General features: G+C 60.3%; 9 protein-coding genes. 5 read left to right on the top strand and 4 right to left on the bottom strand.

Annotated features, from left to right (window positions below):
* Nucleotides 1–121 precede the first annotated feature (121 nt).
* Nucleotides 122–1,996, bottom strand: a complete 1,875-nt coding sequence (locus ACSAMW_RS05460; RefSeq protein WP_500593032.1) for an MFS transporter — start codon at nt 1,994–1,996, stop codon at nt 122–124.
* A 161-nt stretch (nt 1,997–2,157) separates the two neighbouring features.
* On the opposite strand from ACSAMW_RS05460, the gene ACSAMW_RS05465 reads away from it, so the two are divergent.
* Nucleotides 2,158–5,643, top strand: coding sequence for a hybrid sensor histidine kinase/response regulator (locus ACSAMW_RS05465; protein WP_500593033.1), 3,486 nt, complete (start codon nt 2,158–2,160; stop codon nt 5,641–5,643).
* Here the strand turns inward: ACSAMW_RS05465 and ACSAMW_RS05470 are convergent.
* Entirely contained in the window at nt 5,599–7,128 is a 1,530-nt protein-coding gene (locus ACSAMW_RS05470; RefSeq protein WP_500593034.1) for a DNA recombination protein RmuC, read from the bottom strand. The genes ACSAMW_RS05465 and ACSAMW_RS05470 overlap by 45 nt on opposite strands.
* 846 nt (nt 7,129–7,974) lie before the next feature.
* Between ACSAMW_RS05470 and ACSAMW_RS05475 the strand changes: the two genes are divergently transcribed.
* On the top strand, nt 7,975–8,199 hold the full coding sequence (locus tag ACSAMW_RS05475) for a hypothetical protein (protein WP_168083752.1): 225 nt from the start codon (nt 7,975–7,977) through the stop codon (nt 8,197–8,199).
* Between the two features lie 550 nt (nt 8,200–8,749).
* Nucleotides 8,750–10,027 (top strand): OmpP1/FadL family transporter, encoded by a 1,278-nt coding sequence (locus ACSAMW_RS05480; protein ID WP_500593035.1) that lies wholly within the window; start codon nt 8,750–8,752, stop codon nt 10,025–10,027.
* An 80-nt stretch (nt 10,028–10,107) separates the two neighbouring features.
* On the opposite strand, the gene ACSAMW_RS05485 is transcribed toward ACSAMW_RS05480, so the two are convergent.
* Together ACSAMW_RS05485 and ligD are read right to left on the bottom strand one after the other, a co-directional pair.
* Complete coding sequence (locus ACSAMW_RS05485) at nt 10,108–10,638, bottom strand: hypothetical protein (RefSeq protein WP_500593036.1); 531 nt, start codon at nt 10,636–10,638, stop codon at nt 10,108–10,110.
* A 43-nt stretch (nt 10,639–10,681) separates the two neighbouring features.
* Complete coding sequence (gene ligD / locus ACSAMW_RS05490) at nt 10,682–13,321, bottom strand: DNA ligase D (protein ID WP_500593037.1); 2,640 nt, start codon at nt 13,319–13,321, stop codon at nt 10,682–10,684.
* Here ligD and ACSAMW_RS05495 point away from each other — a divergent pair.
* The gene (locus tag ACSAMW_RS05495; protein WP_500593038.1) at nt 13,320–13,481 is read left to right on the top strand and encodes a hypothetical protein; all 162 of its coding nucleotides are present in this window, start codon (nt 13,320–13,322) and stop codon (nt 13,479–13,481) included. The two genes, ligD and ACSAMW_RS05495, sit on opposite strands and share 2 nt — an antisense overlap.
* A gap of 51 nt (nt 13,482–13,532) precedes the next feature.
* Entirely contained in the window at nt 13,533–14,165 is a 633-nt protein-coding gene (locus ACSAMW_RS05500; RefSeq protein WP_500593039.1) for a (2Fe-2S)-binding protein, read from the top strand.
* Nucleotides 14,166–14,175 lie beyond the last annotated feature (10 nt).

Genomic DNA, 14,175 nt, shown 5'->3' on the forward strand with positions numbered 1-14,175 from the left:
TCCCTAAATTGGATTTTCTAGGGGGTGGTCCTGTCTGTCATTGCTTCAGGCTCAGGGTCAAAGAGGCCTGTTGTTTATTCGCTGACTACCATCAGCTCCCACAAAAGCAACACCCCCACCCCTACTGCGCTTCCCCTCTCAACCCCTGCACCTTTTCCCGCAGTTGCCGTGGCGTGCACTGCCCAGCACCCAGGGCCGGGCCGGCCACCACGGCGACCCGTGACCAGAACCGGCGGAAGAAGCCTTTGTGGGGGGCGCGGCTGAAGAAGCTGCCCCACAGGCCTTTCAGGGCCATGGGGATCACCGGTACGGCCGTTTGGGCAAGAATGGTGGTGGTGCCGCTTTTGAACGTGTCAACTTCGCCAGTGGTGGTCAACTTGCCTTCGGGGAAGACGCATACCAGTTCGCCTTCGGCCAGGTAGCCAGCAATGTCCCTGAATGCTCGTTCGTAGATTTGCAGGTCTTCGGAGCGGCCAGCGATGGGGATGGCGCCTACGGTGCGGAAGAAGAAGTTGAGCACCGGCAGGTTGTAGATGCGGTAATACATCACGAACCGCACCGGCCGCCGTACGGCACCGGCAATCAGCAGTGCGTCCACGAAGGACACGTGGTTGCACACCAGCAACGCGGCGCCTTCGTCGGGAATGTGGTCCAGGCCTTCGTGGCGTACCCGGTACATTGAATGGCTGAGCAGCCATATCAGGAAGCGGACGCTGAATTCGGGAACGATCTTGAAGATATAGGCGTTCACCGCGATGTTCATGAGCGACACCACCAGGAACAGCTGGGGAATGCTCAAGCCCGCCCCGCTCAGCAGCCCCACTGCCACAACGGCTGACACCACCATAAACAGCGCGTTGAGAATGTTGTTGGCCGCGATCACTTGAGCGCGCTGGTGCTCAGGGGTGCGCGCCTGGATCAACGCATACAGCGGCACAATATAGAAGCCACCGAACACGCCCAGGCCCAGAATGTCCACCAGCACCGGCCACACCGGGCCTATGCCCAGCAACTGCAGCCAGGTATACCCGGCACCCGCTTCCGGCGCCGGCACATTTCCTGAATGCCACCACCACAGCAGGCCAAACAGGGTGAGCCCGAACGAGCCAAAGGGCACCAGGCCGATTTCTACCTGACGGCCCGACAAGCGCTCGCACAGCACAGAGCCCAAGGCGATGCCCACGGAAAACACGGTAAGCACCAAGGTGACGGCGGTTTCATCCCCGTGCAGCCACGCCTTGGCATAGGTGGGTATCTGCGTGAGGTAGATCGCCCCTACAAACCAGAACCACGAGTTGCCCAGTAATGAGCGGGACACGGCTGGTGTCTGCCCCAGCCCTAGCCGCAAGGTGCGCCAGGTTTGCACCGGCACGTTCCAGCTGATGGCCATGCCGGGCGCCGACGCCGGGGCGGCGGGGATCGCGCGGCTGGCCACATACCCCAGCGCGGCCACAATCACGATGGCCACGGCCACCCCCGGCGCGTATACCTGCTGGGCCATCAGCATACCGGCGGTAATGGTCCCGCCCAGGATGGCCAGGAAGGTGCCCATCTCCACCAGGCCGTTGCCACCTAGCAACTCACGGGGGTTGAGGGCCTGGGGCAGCAGGGAATATTTAACCGGCCCGAACAGCGCCGAGTGGGTGCCCATGGCAAACAGGGCCACCAGCAGCACGGGCAACTGGCTGTAGAAGAAGCCGACCGCACCCACGCCCATGATCAGGATTTCCGCCAGCTTGATGGCCCGGATCAGCCGATCCTTGGCAAAGCGCTCGCCTATCTGCCCTGCCAGTGCCGAAAACAGAAAGAACGGCAGAATGAACAGCAACGCGCACAGGTTGATCCAGAACGTGCGGTCCCCTTCCATGCTCAGTTTGTAGAGAATGGCCAGAATCAGCGATTGCTTGAACACGTTGTCATTGAACGCACCCAACGCCTGGGTGATGAAAAACGGCAAAAAGCGCCGGGTGCGCAGCAGCTGCAACTGTGAACTCATCGTCCTTGGCCCTTGTGGTCGACTGGCGGTGAGGAATTGGAACGCCCCTGGGAGAAAAAAGCCACACCGTTGCCGAGGATAGACCATGGTCTTGCCTGACTAACCGCCAGCGCCGTGCCAGACTGCTTGCCCTGCTCGTCTGTTCCTGTGCCGGAGCCTCAATGTCGCTTTCCAGTGGGCTGATTGCCGCCGTTGCCCTGGCCTATATGGCCGTGATGTTTGCCATTGCCTATTGGGGGGACCGCCGCCAGACCTCCCTGCCCCCGCGCCTACGGGCCTGGGTGTACAGCCTGTCCCTGGCGGTGTACTGCACCAGTTGGACTTTCTTCGGTGCCGTGGGCCAAGCGGCCGAACAGCTGTGGGCCTTTCTGCCGATCTACCTGGGCCCGGCCGTGCTGTTGCTGGCCGCGCCTCGCGTGCTGCAGAAGATGGTGCTGATCAGCAAGCAGGAAAACATCACGTCTATCGCCGACTTCATTGCGGCACGCTATGGCAAGTCCCAGGCCTTGGCTATTGTGGTGGCGCTGATCTGCCTGATCGGGATGCTCCCCTACATTGCATTGCAGCTTAAAGGCATCGTGCTAGGGGTGAACCTGTTGATTGGTGCCAGCGCGGATGCCACCGGGGGGCGTGCCCAGGACACCGCCATGGTGGTGTCGCTGGTGCTGGCACTGTTTACCATCGTGTTCGGCACCCGCAGCCTGGACGTGACAGAACACCACCGGGGCATGGTGCTGGCCATCGCTTTCGAGGCGTTGGTGAAGCTGTTCGCCTTTCTGGCCGTGGGCGCCTTTATCACCTACCACCTGTATGACGGTTTCGGTGACCTGCTCACCCGGGCCAGGCAGGCCCCGGCCCTGGATAGCTACTGGAGCGAAACCATCAACTGGCCGTCCATGGTGGTGCAGACCGGGGTCGCGATGATGGCCATGATCTGCCTGCCGCGGCAATTCCAGGTCACCGTGGTAGAGAACATCCAGCCACGGGACCTGCGCCTGGCCCGCTGGGTGTTTCCCGGCTACCTGTTGCTGGCGGCGCTCTTCGTGGTGCCCATTGCCCTGGCCGGCCAGATGCTGCTGCCCGGCACCGTCTTACGCGATTCCTTTGTCATTAGCCTGCCCCTGGCCGAAGCCCACCCCTCCCTGGCGTTGCTGGCCTTTCTGGGCGGTGCCTCGGCAGCCACCGGCATGGTGATCGTAGAAAGCGTGGCGTTGTCGACCATGGTGTCCAACGACATTCTGCTGCCCTGGTTGCTGCGACGGCAGCGCACCGAGCGGCCGTTCGAAGCCTTCCGCCACTGGATGCTGTCGGTACGCCGGGTGAGCATTCTGGTGATCCTGCTGTTGGCCTATGTGAGCTACCGGCTGCTGGGCTCAAACGCCAGCCTGGCCACCATCGGGCAAATCGCCTTTGCCGCCGTGGCCCAGCTCACGCCTGCCATGGTGGGCGCGCTCTACTGGAAACAGGCCAACCGTCGTGGTGTGTTTGCTGGCCTGGCGGCAGGTAGCTTCCTGTGGTTCTACGCGCTGGTGCTGCCCATCGCCGCCCACAGCCTGGGGTGGTCGCTGGAGGTGTTTCCCGCTTTGAGCTGGCTGCATGGCAATCCACTGCATCTACCCATTTCACCTCTTACCCAAGGGGTGGTGCTGTCACTGGCAGGCAACTTCATCCTGTTCGTGTGGGTGTCGGTCCTGTCCCGCACACGGGTGTCCGAGCACTGGCAGGCCGGGCGCTTCGTTGGCCATCAGCAGGACCTAAGGCCCAACGCCAAGGGCCTGCTGGCGGTTCAGCTCGATGACCTGCTCAAGCTGGCCAGCCGGTTCGTGGGCGAGGACCGCGCGCAGCAGAGCTTCAGCCACTTTGCCTACCGCCAAGGCAAAGGGTTCAACCCCACCCAGACCGCCGACCCTGAGTGGATTGCCCACACCGAGCGGTTGCTGGCCGGCACCCTGGGCACCTCCTCCAGCCGTGCAGTGGTAAAAGCGGCTATTGAAGGCCGGGACATGCAGCTCGAAGACGTGGTGCGGATTGCCGATGAAGCCTCCGAAGTACTTCAGTTCAACCGCGCCCTGCTGCAAGGCGCCATCGAAAACATCACCCAGGGTATCAGCGTGGTGGACCAGCACCTGCGGCTGGTGGCCTGGAACCGTCGCTACCTGGAGCTGTTCAACTACCCCGAGGACCTGATTGCCGTAGGCCGCCCCATTGCTGACATCATTCGGTTCAATGCCGAACGAGGCTTCTGCGGGCCAGGTGAGGCCGAGGTCCACGTGGCGCGCCGCCTGCACCACATGCGCCAGGGGCGCGCCCACACTTCCGAGCGCGTGTTTCCCACGGGCCAGGTGATCGAACTGATCGGCAACCCCATGCCCGGCGGTGGGTTTGTAATGAGCTTCACAGACATCACGGCGTACCGTGAGGCTGAGCGAGGGCTCAAGGACGCCAACGAACGCTTGGAGCTGCGCGTAGCCGAACGCACCGGCGAGCTGTCCGCCCTTAATCACGCCCTCACCGCCGCCAAAGCCCATGCAGAAACCGCCAACACCTCCAAAAGCCGCTTTCTGGCGGCCGTAGGCCATGACCTGATGCAACCCATGAACGCTGCCCGGTTGTTCTGTGCGGCATTGGGGCACCACAGCGAGGACCTGCCCGCTGAGGCCGCCACGCTGGTCCGGCACATGGACAGCGCCCTGCGCTCAGCCGAGGACCTGATCAGCGACCTGCTGGACATCTCACGCCTGGAAAACGGCCGGGTGACCCTTGACCGCCAACCGTTTGCCCTTGACGAGTTATATGGCGCACTGGGTACGGAGTTTGCTGCACTGGCCCAGGAGCAAGGCCTGGATTTCCGGGTACGCGCCAGCCACCTGCGCATAGACAGCGACATCAAGTTGCTAAGGCGGGTGCTCCAGAACTTCCTCACCAATGCGTTTCGCTACGCCAAGGGGCCAGTGCTGCTGGGTGTGCGACGCAAGGGGGCGCAGCTTCGTTTGGAAGTCTGGGACAAAGGCCCTGGCATCGCCCCAGACAAGCTGGGCATTATTTTCGAGGAATTCAAACGCCTGGACAGCCACCAGACCCGCGCCGAAAAAGGCCTGGGCCTTGGGTTGGCGATTGCCGACGGGCTGTGCCGATTACTAGGCCACCCGTTGAATGTCCGCTCGTGGCCGGGACAGGGCAGCGTGTTCAGCGTCACAGTGCCACTGGCCAACGCGGCAGTCGCTCAAGCGGCGGCCAAACCCGTAGGGGCGTCCCCGCTGAGTGGGTTGCGGGTGCTGTGCGTGGACAACGAGGCCAGCATTCTGGCAGGCATGGCCAGCTTGCTGAGCCGTTGGGGGTGCACGGTATGGACAGCGGCCGACCGCGGCGAGTGCCAGCGTTTGCTAGCTGAAGGCGTGAGGCCCAACCTGGCCTTGGTGGATTACCACTTGGACGGGGGCGACACCGGGCCTGCACTGGCCGCGTGGCTACGCACCCAAGTCGGCGGCCCGATCCCAGGCATTGTCATCAGCGCCGACGGCCGACAGGAGACTATCGCCCATGTGCATGCAGCAGGCCTGGACTACCTGCCCAAGCCGCTGAAACCTGCGGCCCTTCGGGCTTTACTGAATCGGTACCTGAGCAGCCGACACCTGACGGGGGCCTGAGTCGGCCTCCACGGGGCCGGTAGCGGCCTCGTCTACATTACTGAACGCACGGTCGAGCAAGTCGCCCGGCAGGCTCTTGCTGGCCCTGGCGCCCAGTAGCTTAAGCTGTTCACTGCGGCTCACCAGGTTACCGCGCCCATCGGTGAGTTTGTTGCGCGCGCTGGCATAGGCTTTATCCAGCTGCTGCAAGCGGTTACCCACTTCGTCCAGGTCTTGGATAAACAGCACGAACTTGTCGTACAGCCACCCGGCGCGTTCAGCGATTTCCCGCGCGTTCTGGCTCTGGCGCTCCTGCTTCCACAGGCTGTCTACCACCTTTAGGGTGGCCAGCAAGGTGGTAGGGCTGACCACTATGATCTGCTTGTCGAAAGCTTCCTGGAACAGGCCAGGGTCGTATTGAAGGGCCGCCGAAAACGCCGCTTCGATCGGCACGAACAGCAATACGAAGTCCAGGCTGTGAAGCCCTTCCAGGCGGCTGTAGTCCTTGCCGGAAAGCCCCTTGATATGGGAGCGCAGGCTTTGCACGTGCTGTTTGAGGGCCGCCTGGGCCACGTCGGTTTCGGCCGCGCCTATATACTGCTGCCACGCCGTGAGGCTCACCTTGGCGTCTACCACCACCTGCTTGTCGCCAGGCAGCGTGACCAGCACGTCCGGCTGGAATCGTTCACCGTCGGCGCTCTTGAGGTTGACCTGGGTGCGGTATTCACGCCCTTTCTGCAGCCCGGCGTGTTCAAGTACCCGCTCAAGCACCAGTTCGCCCCAGTTGCCCTGGGTTTTCTGGCCCTTGAGGGCCTGAGTGAGGTTAGTGGCCTCGTCACTGAGCTTAAGGTTGAGCTGTTGCAGGCGCTCCAGTTCCTTGCCCAGTGAAAACCGCTCACGCGCCTCATTGCTGTAACTGTCTTCAACACGCTTTTCGAACGCCTGAATGCGATCTCGCAGCGGATCGAGCAATTGGCCGAGTCGCTGCTGGCTATTCTCGGCGAAGCGTTGCTCACGCTCTTCGAAAATCTTGCCAGCCAGCTCTGCGAACTGTGCCCGTAATTCGTCACGGGCGTTTTGCATGTCCTGCAACCGCTGGGCGTGCCCCTCCTGCTGTTCGCGTAATTCAGCGTTCAGCCCCGCACAGCGAGCCTCCAGCTGGCGAAGCTCGGCTTCGCGTTGAGCGCGCTCGTGGGCCCAGGCGTGGGCCGCATCGCGGCTATTGTCCACCTCCATGCGCAGCAGCTCCAGCTCCCGAGCCGCCGCCGACAGGTCTGCCCTGGCTGCGCTTTGCTGCTGAACCAAGGCGGCCACCTCCCTACCCTCGGCCTCCAACCGCTGTTCCAGCACCTGCTCGCTGGCCTGAACAGCTCGCAGCCGCTCCTCCAGCACGGGTATGTCGCTACGGCTAGCGGTCGCCAGCCGGTAAAAATGCCAAGCCAGGCCCAGGCCAGGCAGTGCGCCTAGCAAAGCAGTTAACAATAAGCGTAACGCGTCATCAGGCATCGTGGTTTCCGGTCAGCAGGCTCGCCTGCCAGCAAGCATTGGCGTTTGTCACAGCAGGCATTATGCCGAAAAAATTGGACAACGTTCCTTGACACCAGCGGGTTTGTACAACCTGTGAACAAGGGCAATTCTCAAGAAGGGCGGACTAGAGCAATTTCTGCTCACAATCCACAGAAGCTGTGGATAACTCAGTGGACAACGCCTCTACGACGTCCGCAAACCCCTATGCCACGGGGCCTGTAGACAAACTGTCCATTTTTTCACCAGCTCTAAAAACTGTTTTTTTTCATTGACTTAAAAAATAATGCTGCAGTATGACTGTCGTCAGGAATACCACGGCAGGAATATGACAATTCAGGTACGCGGTGTGCACAACCCTTCGGCACGATGCAAGCATTTCCGTTATACAAAGCAAAACCTGTGGCTGCCGTTCGTCGCGTGTGCACAATAGCGCTTGCCGACGTTGTAATGAACCTGTACCTTCGCCGGCAGTTTGTACATAAGCTGAAAGCAATTTCGGCCGCTCAAGTCCTTCCAGCCTTTCCGCAGACCCCTCAGGGTTGTGCATCCGCTCCGGACCCTATTCGGCCTTCAGGCCAGCGCAACGCGTCCTTCATCGTCACGCCTCGCTGTCTCGCTTCCCACAGGTATAGCCTCTGCCCTTCGTCACCTGGGGTATCAGGTTGCCTCTCGTCTTGCGTACCGACCGCCCGCCTGAGCCACATTCACATTGGCGTCACAGGCGCGCTGTACTGTTCCGGCAGGTCTCCCGCTAAAGATCATGCGGGCCGGAACAAATCCAATGCCGCACGGCTCTGATCCGTGTCAATCGCAGGAACATAATAAATGAACGTTAACACCCAGGCTGAAACCGCTATCCATACCCTGTCCCAAGCCTTTGCACCGCTGCGCTGCGTTATTGTAGCCACACGCAACAACAGCTTCAGTTTCTCTATCGTCAATGAACATGGCGTGGCTCGTCACACCGAGCGCCTTTACTCGGAACAGTATGCCGCCCCTGCCCCGCTGCAGGCCGTGATCAACCGTGCTCGCCAGTCCCTGGCGGCGTAAACGCACACGGCACCCCGTAGCACCTACGCTCAGTAACACCTTTAGCAACGCCCTCGCTTTACTCGCGCCCAGGTATCAACGCCAACACCCGTTTCACGGTGTGCGTTGAACCAGCGGCACGGCAGGTCAGCCCGCCAGTACCCACTCTCCTCCCCCGGCCTCCTACGCTTTTCTGCGTTGTTACAAATATTTTGGAGCGCTGACATCTTAATTTTCAAGTAACTGTGCCCGAGGCGGCGTCACAGCTTTATCGCCGCGTACCATCTGCGCGTCATCAGTGCTCACCTGTCAAAAAAATTACAGGCTTCAAAAGCCCCGCGCCAGGGCTATTTGTTCGGTCCAGACGATGCCGATTAGGATAGGCCTGTCAATTTTTTGTTGTCAAAGCGTTCTAAACGAACCGATCTTGCCAGAAAAATGCCCTTGCAATGGCGCTGATAAAGTCAGATTGTCCTACAAGATCGCTCTATTCTGCAGGATACGGGCTATAGCGCCGCTCCCGATTTATTGGTAATTTGCGCCGATGATCACCCACGGAGTAACAACAACAATGAAAAAAGTCATGATCAGATCAAGCCTTGGCCTCGCAGTCACGCTTGCCTCCACTCAGCTCCTTGCCTCCGGTTTTGCCATCAACGAACAAAGCGTAAGCGGCATGGGTGTAGGCTTTGCGGGCCGTTCCTCGTCGGCTGAGGATGCCAGTACGGTCGCCGGCAACCCGGCAGGTATGGCACGGCTCAAGCGCGAGCAGTTCACGGTCGGCGCTGCCGGTATCTATGCTGACACGGACATCAATCACTCCAAGTCCACCCTGGGCGGTAGCAGCAAGGGGGACATGGTGCCCTTGGTCGGCGTGCCCATGGGCTATTACGTCAAGCCGCTGAATGACCAATGGGCCGTCGGTTTTGGTGTCTATGTGCCCTTCGGCCTAGCCACTGACTACGAAAGTGGCTTTGCTGGCCGGTACTGGGCAGACAGGAGCGAAGTAAAGGTCATCACCTTTCAACCCACTGTCAGCTATGCCTTCAATGACAAGGTATCGATCGGTATCGGCCCTACCTTCAACCGTATAGAAGGTGAACTGACTTCGCGCACCATCAACGCGGCCAACCCGATCTCCGGTGGCGATGGGCAGGTGAAGATCAAGGGCGACGATACGGCTGTGGGGTTCAACGCTGGTATCTTGATCCAGGCCACCGACAGCACTCGCCTGGGCCTGACCTACCACTCGAAAGTAGATTACCACCTAGATGGCAATACCAAAGTGCGCAACCTGCGCCCTAGGGCTGCGCTGCCTGCCTTCAACTTCAAGTCCGACGCGTCGCTGGACCTGACCACGCCCGAATCGGTGGACCTCTCCTTCACCCATGAGCTGAACGACCGCTGGACAATCTACGGTGGCAGCACCTGGACTCGCTGGAGCCGGCTGGAAAACATCACCGTGGAAAACTCGGGTAACCGTACCGCAACCGCACTGGGGTTGGGCACTATTACCGAAGAGCAGAACTGGCACGACACCTGGGCCCATGCCATTGGCGCAGCGTACAAGTTGAACAAGCAATGGACCCTGCGCACCGGGTTTAGCGTGGACCAAACCCCCACTAACAATACGGACCGCTCGCCACGGATTCCTACCGGTGACCGCCGCATCTTCAGCCTGGGTGCCGGCTACAGCCCCACCGACAACCTCACGCTGGACTTCGCCTATTCCTACCTCAAGGAAGAGAGCGTGGACGTGAACCTGGCCAGCGCGACCAAAGGCGCCTACAGCTCCACATACCACAACAGCGCACATGGGTTCGGTAGCTCGTTGACCTACAAGTTCTAAGCCATGTAGCCCCCTATGAAAGCCGCCCGATGAGGCGGCTTTTTTGTAGGTGGTTCACTACAGCGCACGCTGCAAACCCGCTAGTTACCCAACTGCAACCAGAGGGAAAACACGCCCAATATCGACCACACACCTGTGAAAATCCAAGGGGTGCGCATGGAAAACAGCAGCGACTTGCGAAAAGCGGTTTCATGGCCTTCGTGCTTGCTAAACAGCGGTGAGTCGTCATAGGCAGCGCCCCACGCCGGCTCGGAACGTAGCAGCTGGTATTGCTTGAAATGCCAGTGGGCGATGATGTCATAGGCGGCCCGGATGCCCGGCCAGGCATGTACCGAACTCACAATCCCTAGCACTGCCAGCAGTGCTGGCACTACCAGGGTGAAAATGTGCCCCCAGGCCGGGTTGAGGTTGGCCATGGATGACGCATAGGCAATTACCAGGAAGGATTGTGCTGATAAGTAGGCGTTGGTGCGGTTGGATAACAGCGAGGTTTCGTACTGGATTTCGTTGCGGTAGAAATCCAGGCGTGCTTTGGGCGAGCCGAACATAGCGGTTTCGCTGCTCTGCTGGGCGCGGTCAGCGTCAGGCAGTTGAGTGATGATCTTGCTCATGTGTCTCCAGCGGTGTGGCTGGCCTGAAGCCAGCGCCACCGGCCTAACCTTTCATACCCAGTTTCTTGCGCATGGCAGCGGTCAGCGTTTGCCGTACTGCCCCATAACCTGCCCAAGGGTCATTGTCCTGCATCTGCTCAAGGCGCTCATGGATGTTATGAATGTTCCAGCGGTCAGCCCCCTTGAGTTCGGCCACCTCTTCACGTGCTATGGGCACAGAGACCGGCAGCCCTTCTCGAGTACGTGCAGCGAATGCACACACCGTGGTAGCACCTTGGCCATTTCGCAAATAATCCACGAATACCTTGCCCACCCGATTTTTCGGGCCAGCAATGGCTGAGAACCGATCAGGCAACAAGGCTGCCAAGTGGTTCACAATGGCCTGCGAAAACGCTTTTACATTGTCCCAGCCATCTTTGGGTTTAAGGGGCATCACAATATGAATGCCCTTCCCTCCACTGGTCTTGAGGAAGCTCTTGAGCCCTAGCTCATCCAGTACGGCCAAGGTGAGCTGTGTGGCTTCTGCTATGGCCTTCCAGGGAAGCGCAGGGTCCGGGTCCAGGTCTAGTACAAACCGATCAGGGTGTTCGGCATTTTTGCTGGTCGCATTCCACGTATGAAACTCCACCGTGTTCATTTGCACCGCACCGATTAGCGCTTGTGGCGTGTCCACAATCATCACGGGCTGCCCCGAAAAGGCCGAGTCAAGTGTGACAATACCTGGGATATTCAGCCGCTCAGCATGTTTCTGGAAGAACAATTCCCCCTCCACGCCTTCCGGTGCCCGCACCAAGGCCACGGGCCGCTGTTTGAGGTGAGGTAATAGCCAGGGCGCTACTTGGGCGTAATACTGGGCCAGCTGCATCTTGGTGGTGCCTGAGGTCGCGTCTATCACCCTGTCCGGGTGCGTGATCCTTACCTCGTCGGCAGGCTTGTCCCTTTTTCTCGCTGACGTCTTAGCGGGTGGCTTGGTCGACGCCTTGGGCGTTGGGCGAGCTTTCTTTTCGGGCACGGCATCTGGCTTCAAGGTACTGGCCTCCATAACCGTTTCTTGGGTGATCGATGCAGCAGGCTTGTCTTGACGAAGCCCATGAAACACCGCATGGCGTACCAGGCCTTCGTGGGTCATTTCCGCATAGGCCACCTCCGCCAGAAGAGCGGGCTCTACCCAATGTACACCACGCGCCTGGGCGCCTTTGGGCGGGTTGGCGACAGTAGGCTTTTTCACCTGCCTAGGTTCCAGCTCGGCCATCAAGCTGCGCAATGTGCTTTCATTGAAACCGGTCCCTACCCTGCCCGCGTAGTTCAGCTGGCCGCTGTCGGCATCATGCAGGCCCAGCAACAACGCGCCCAAGCCGCTACGGGCGCCCTGGGGGTCGGTATACCCCACCACCACGAACTCCTGACGGTTTTTGCACTTGAGCTTGATCCAGTCCTTGCTGCGCCGGTTCACGTAAGTACTACCCAGGCGCTTGCCAATCAAGCCTTCCATCTTCATGGAGCACGCTGTCTCAAGCAGGGCCGGGGCGGACGCTTCAAGGCTGGCGGAGTAACGCAGGCCCTCGTCCTTGTTCTGTGCCAGGACGGTTTCCAGCGCAGCGCGACGCTGTTCGAGTGGCACCTGGGACAGGTCCATGCCATTGAGGTACACCAAGTCAAAGAGATGAAACACGATGCGTTCGGCGTTCTGCGCCTCAAAGGCATTTTGTAGCAACTGAAAGCGCGGAACGCCGTCTTCATCCATCACCACCACTTCGCCATCCAGCCAGGCGGACTCCAGCCCCAGGGCTGCAATGGCACGCGCTTGACGGGGCATCTTGGCTGTCCAGTCATGGCCATTCCGGGTCAATAATTGCACTTGTCCCTGGTCAACACGCGCCAGAATACGGTACCCATCGAACTTGATTTCGTAGCTCCACTCGCCCTCTGGAGCCGCTTCCACCAAGGTCGCCAGCTCGGGCTGCAATGCCTCGGGCAAGGGAGCAGCTGTAGCACCTTTGAGGGTGACGCTTTTGCCCTTGGCTCCCGCCTTAGGCTTGGCCACGGCTTTGGGTTTTACCGCCGGCTTAGCCGGGGCGGCCACCTTGGCTTTGGCCGCCTTACCCCGCACTTTCGGCACCAGGGTGCGGTCACTGAGTACACTGTCAGGGCAAGCTTCCAGCACGTTGTATTCGTCATGGTCACGGGCGGCGTCGTCCCGGGACTTGATCAGAAACCATTGGGCCTTGGTGCCACTCATGTGTGTGCGCACCAGGTTCCAGACACCGCTGAGCTTCTCACCTTGCAAACGAAATTTCAGGCGGCCTTTTTCCAGGGCTTTCTGCGGAGCCTCTTCGGGTTCCCACACCCCACGATCCCACACGATCACGTCGCCAGCCCCGTAGTGCCCTTCAGGGATATGCCCTTCGAAACTGGCGTAATCGAGGGGATGGTCTTCAACCTGAATGGCCAGCCGGCGGTCGCGGGGGTCTAGTGATGGGCCTTTGGGAACAGCCCAGCTTTTAAGTGTGCCGTCCAGTTCCAGGCGAAAATCGTAGTGAAGGTGGCTGGCATCGTGTTTCTGGATGCAGAACTGCAAGGCCTGGGCTGCCTCCTTGGCCCCATGGGCCTTTGAAGCGCCAGAAGGCTCAGGCGTGGCCTGGAAATCGCGCTTGCGGTTGTACTCCTGCAGGGCGTCGCTCATGTCATGGCTTCCTTCGATCACCTACGGTTGTGAAACAGCGGCGACGAAGGAGTTCCCCCGGCCGGCGTCCGGTGGCCGGCGCCCGGCGACCAGCAACCGTACCGACAAGCTGAAACAGTTGAACGCTAGCGCCACGGCGCGGACCAACCTGAACACCTGATCGAATGACCGTGCCAACGCCCGCAGAGGCGCGCCCTGATGGAGAACCCCCATGCCGAAAAAGCCTCTGCCCCCGCAAGAGGGCAACGCCGGGCACTTGCCCTTTTCCCGCCGTACCTTGCTGCAAGCCATGGGCGTGAGCGGCACTGCCGCTGCGCTGGGTGGTGGCCTGGTAGCCGCTGCACAGGCGGCAGGTACTGTGGCGCCGGCCACCAGCGAGCCGGGCGAGCAATCCCTTACGCTCAAGGTCAACGGCCAGCCCCACACATTACAGGTCGACCCGCGCACCAGCCTGCTAGATGCCCTTAGAGACAGATTACAGCTCACAGGTACTAAAAAGGGCTGCGACCACGGCCAGTGTGGGGCGTGTACGGTTCATGTAAACGGGCGCCGAGTAAACAGCTGCATGAGCCTGGCATTGATGCATGAAGGTGATGACATCACCACTATCGAAGGGCTCGGTACACCGGACCAGTTGCATCCCATGCAGCTGGCCTTTGTGGAGCAGGACGCTTACCAGTGCGGCTACTGCACCAGTGGGCAGATCATGTCTGCTGTTGCCCTCGCCAACGAACCCTACGGTGACTCGGCTGGTGAGATCAAGGAAGCCATGAGCGGCAATATCTGCCGCTGCGGTGCGTATTCCCACATCCTTGCCGCCATCGAACAGACGCGCAAAGCCTGAGGCCGACACT

It is taken from the genome of Pseudomonas sp. AB39(2026), from assembly GCF_059831485.1.

Excerpts from the sequence above, each read along its gene's own strand:
- ligD (WP_500593037.1), bottom strand. The coding sequence starts at position 13,321 with ATGAGCGACGCCCTGCAGGAGTACAACCGCAAGCGCGATTTCCAGGCC.
- ACSAMW_RS05480 (WP_500593035.1), top strand. The coding sequence starts at position 8,750 with ATGAAAAAAGTCATGATCAGATCAAGCCTTGGCCTCGCAGTCACGCTT.
- ACSAMW_RS05475 (WP_168083752.1), top strand. The coding sequence starts at position 7,975 with ATGAACGTTAACACCCAGGCTGAAACCGCTATCCATACCCTGTCCCAA.
- ACSAMW_RS05460 (WP_500593032.1), bottom strand. The coding sequence starts at position 1,996 with ATGAGTTCACAGTTGCAGCTGCTGCGCACCCGGCGCTTTTTGCCGTTT.
- ACSAMW_RS05495 (WP_500593038.1), top strand. The coding sequence starts at position 13,320 with ATGTCATGGCTTCCTTCGATCACCTACGGTTGTGAAACAGCGGCGACG.
- ACSAMW_RS05485 (WP_500593036.1), bottom strand. The coding sequence starts at position 10,638 with ATGAGCAAGATCATCACTCAACTGCCTGACGCTGACCGCGCCCAGCAG.
- ACSAMW_RS05500 (WP_500593039.1), top strand. The coding sequence starts at position 13,533 with ATGCCGAAAAAGCCTCTGCCCCCGCAAGAGGGCAACGCCGGGCACTTG.
- ACSAMW_RS05465 (WP_500593033.1), top strand. The coding sequence starts at position 2,158 with ATGTCGCTTTCCAGTGGGCTGATTGCCGCCGTTGCCCTGGCCTATATG.
- ACSAMW_RS05470 (WP_500593034.1), bottom strand. The coding sequence starts at position 7,128 with ATGCCTGATGACGCGTTACGCTTATTGTTAACTGCTTTGCTAGGCGCA.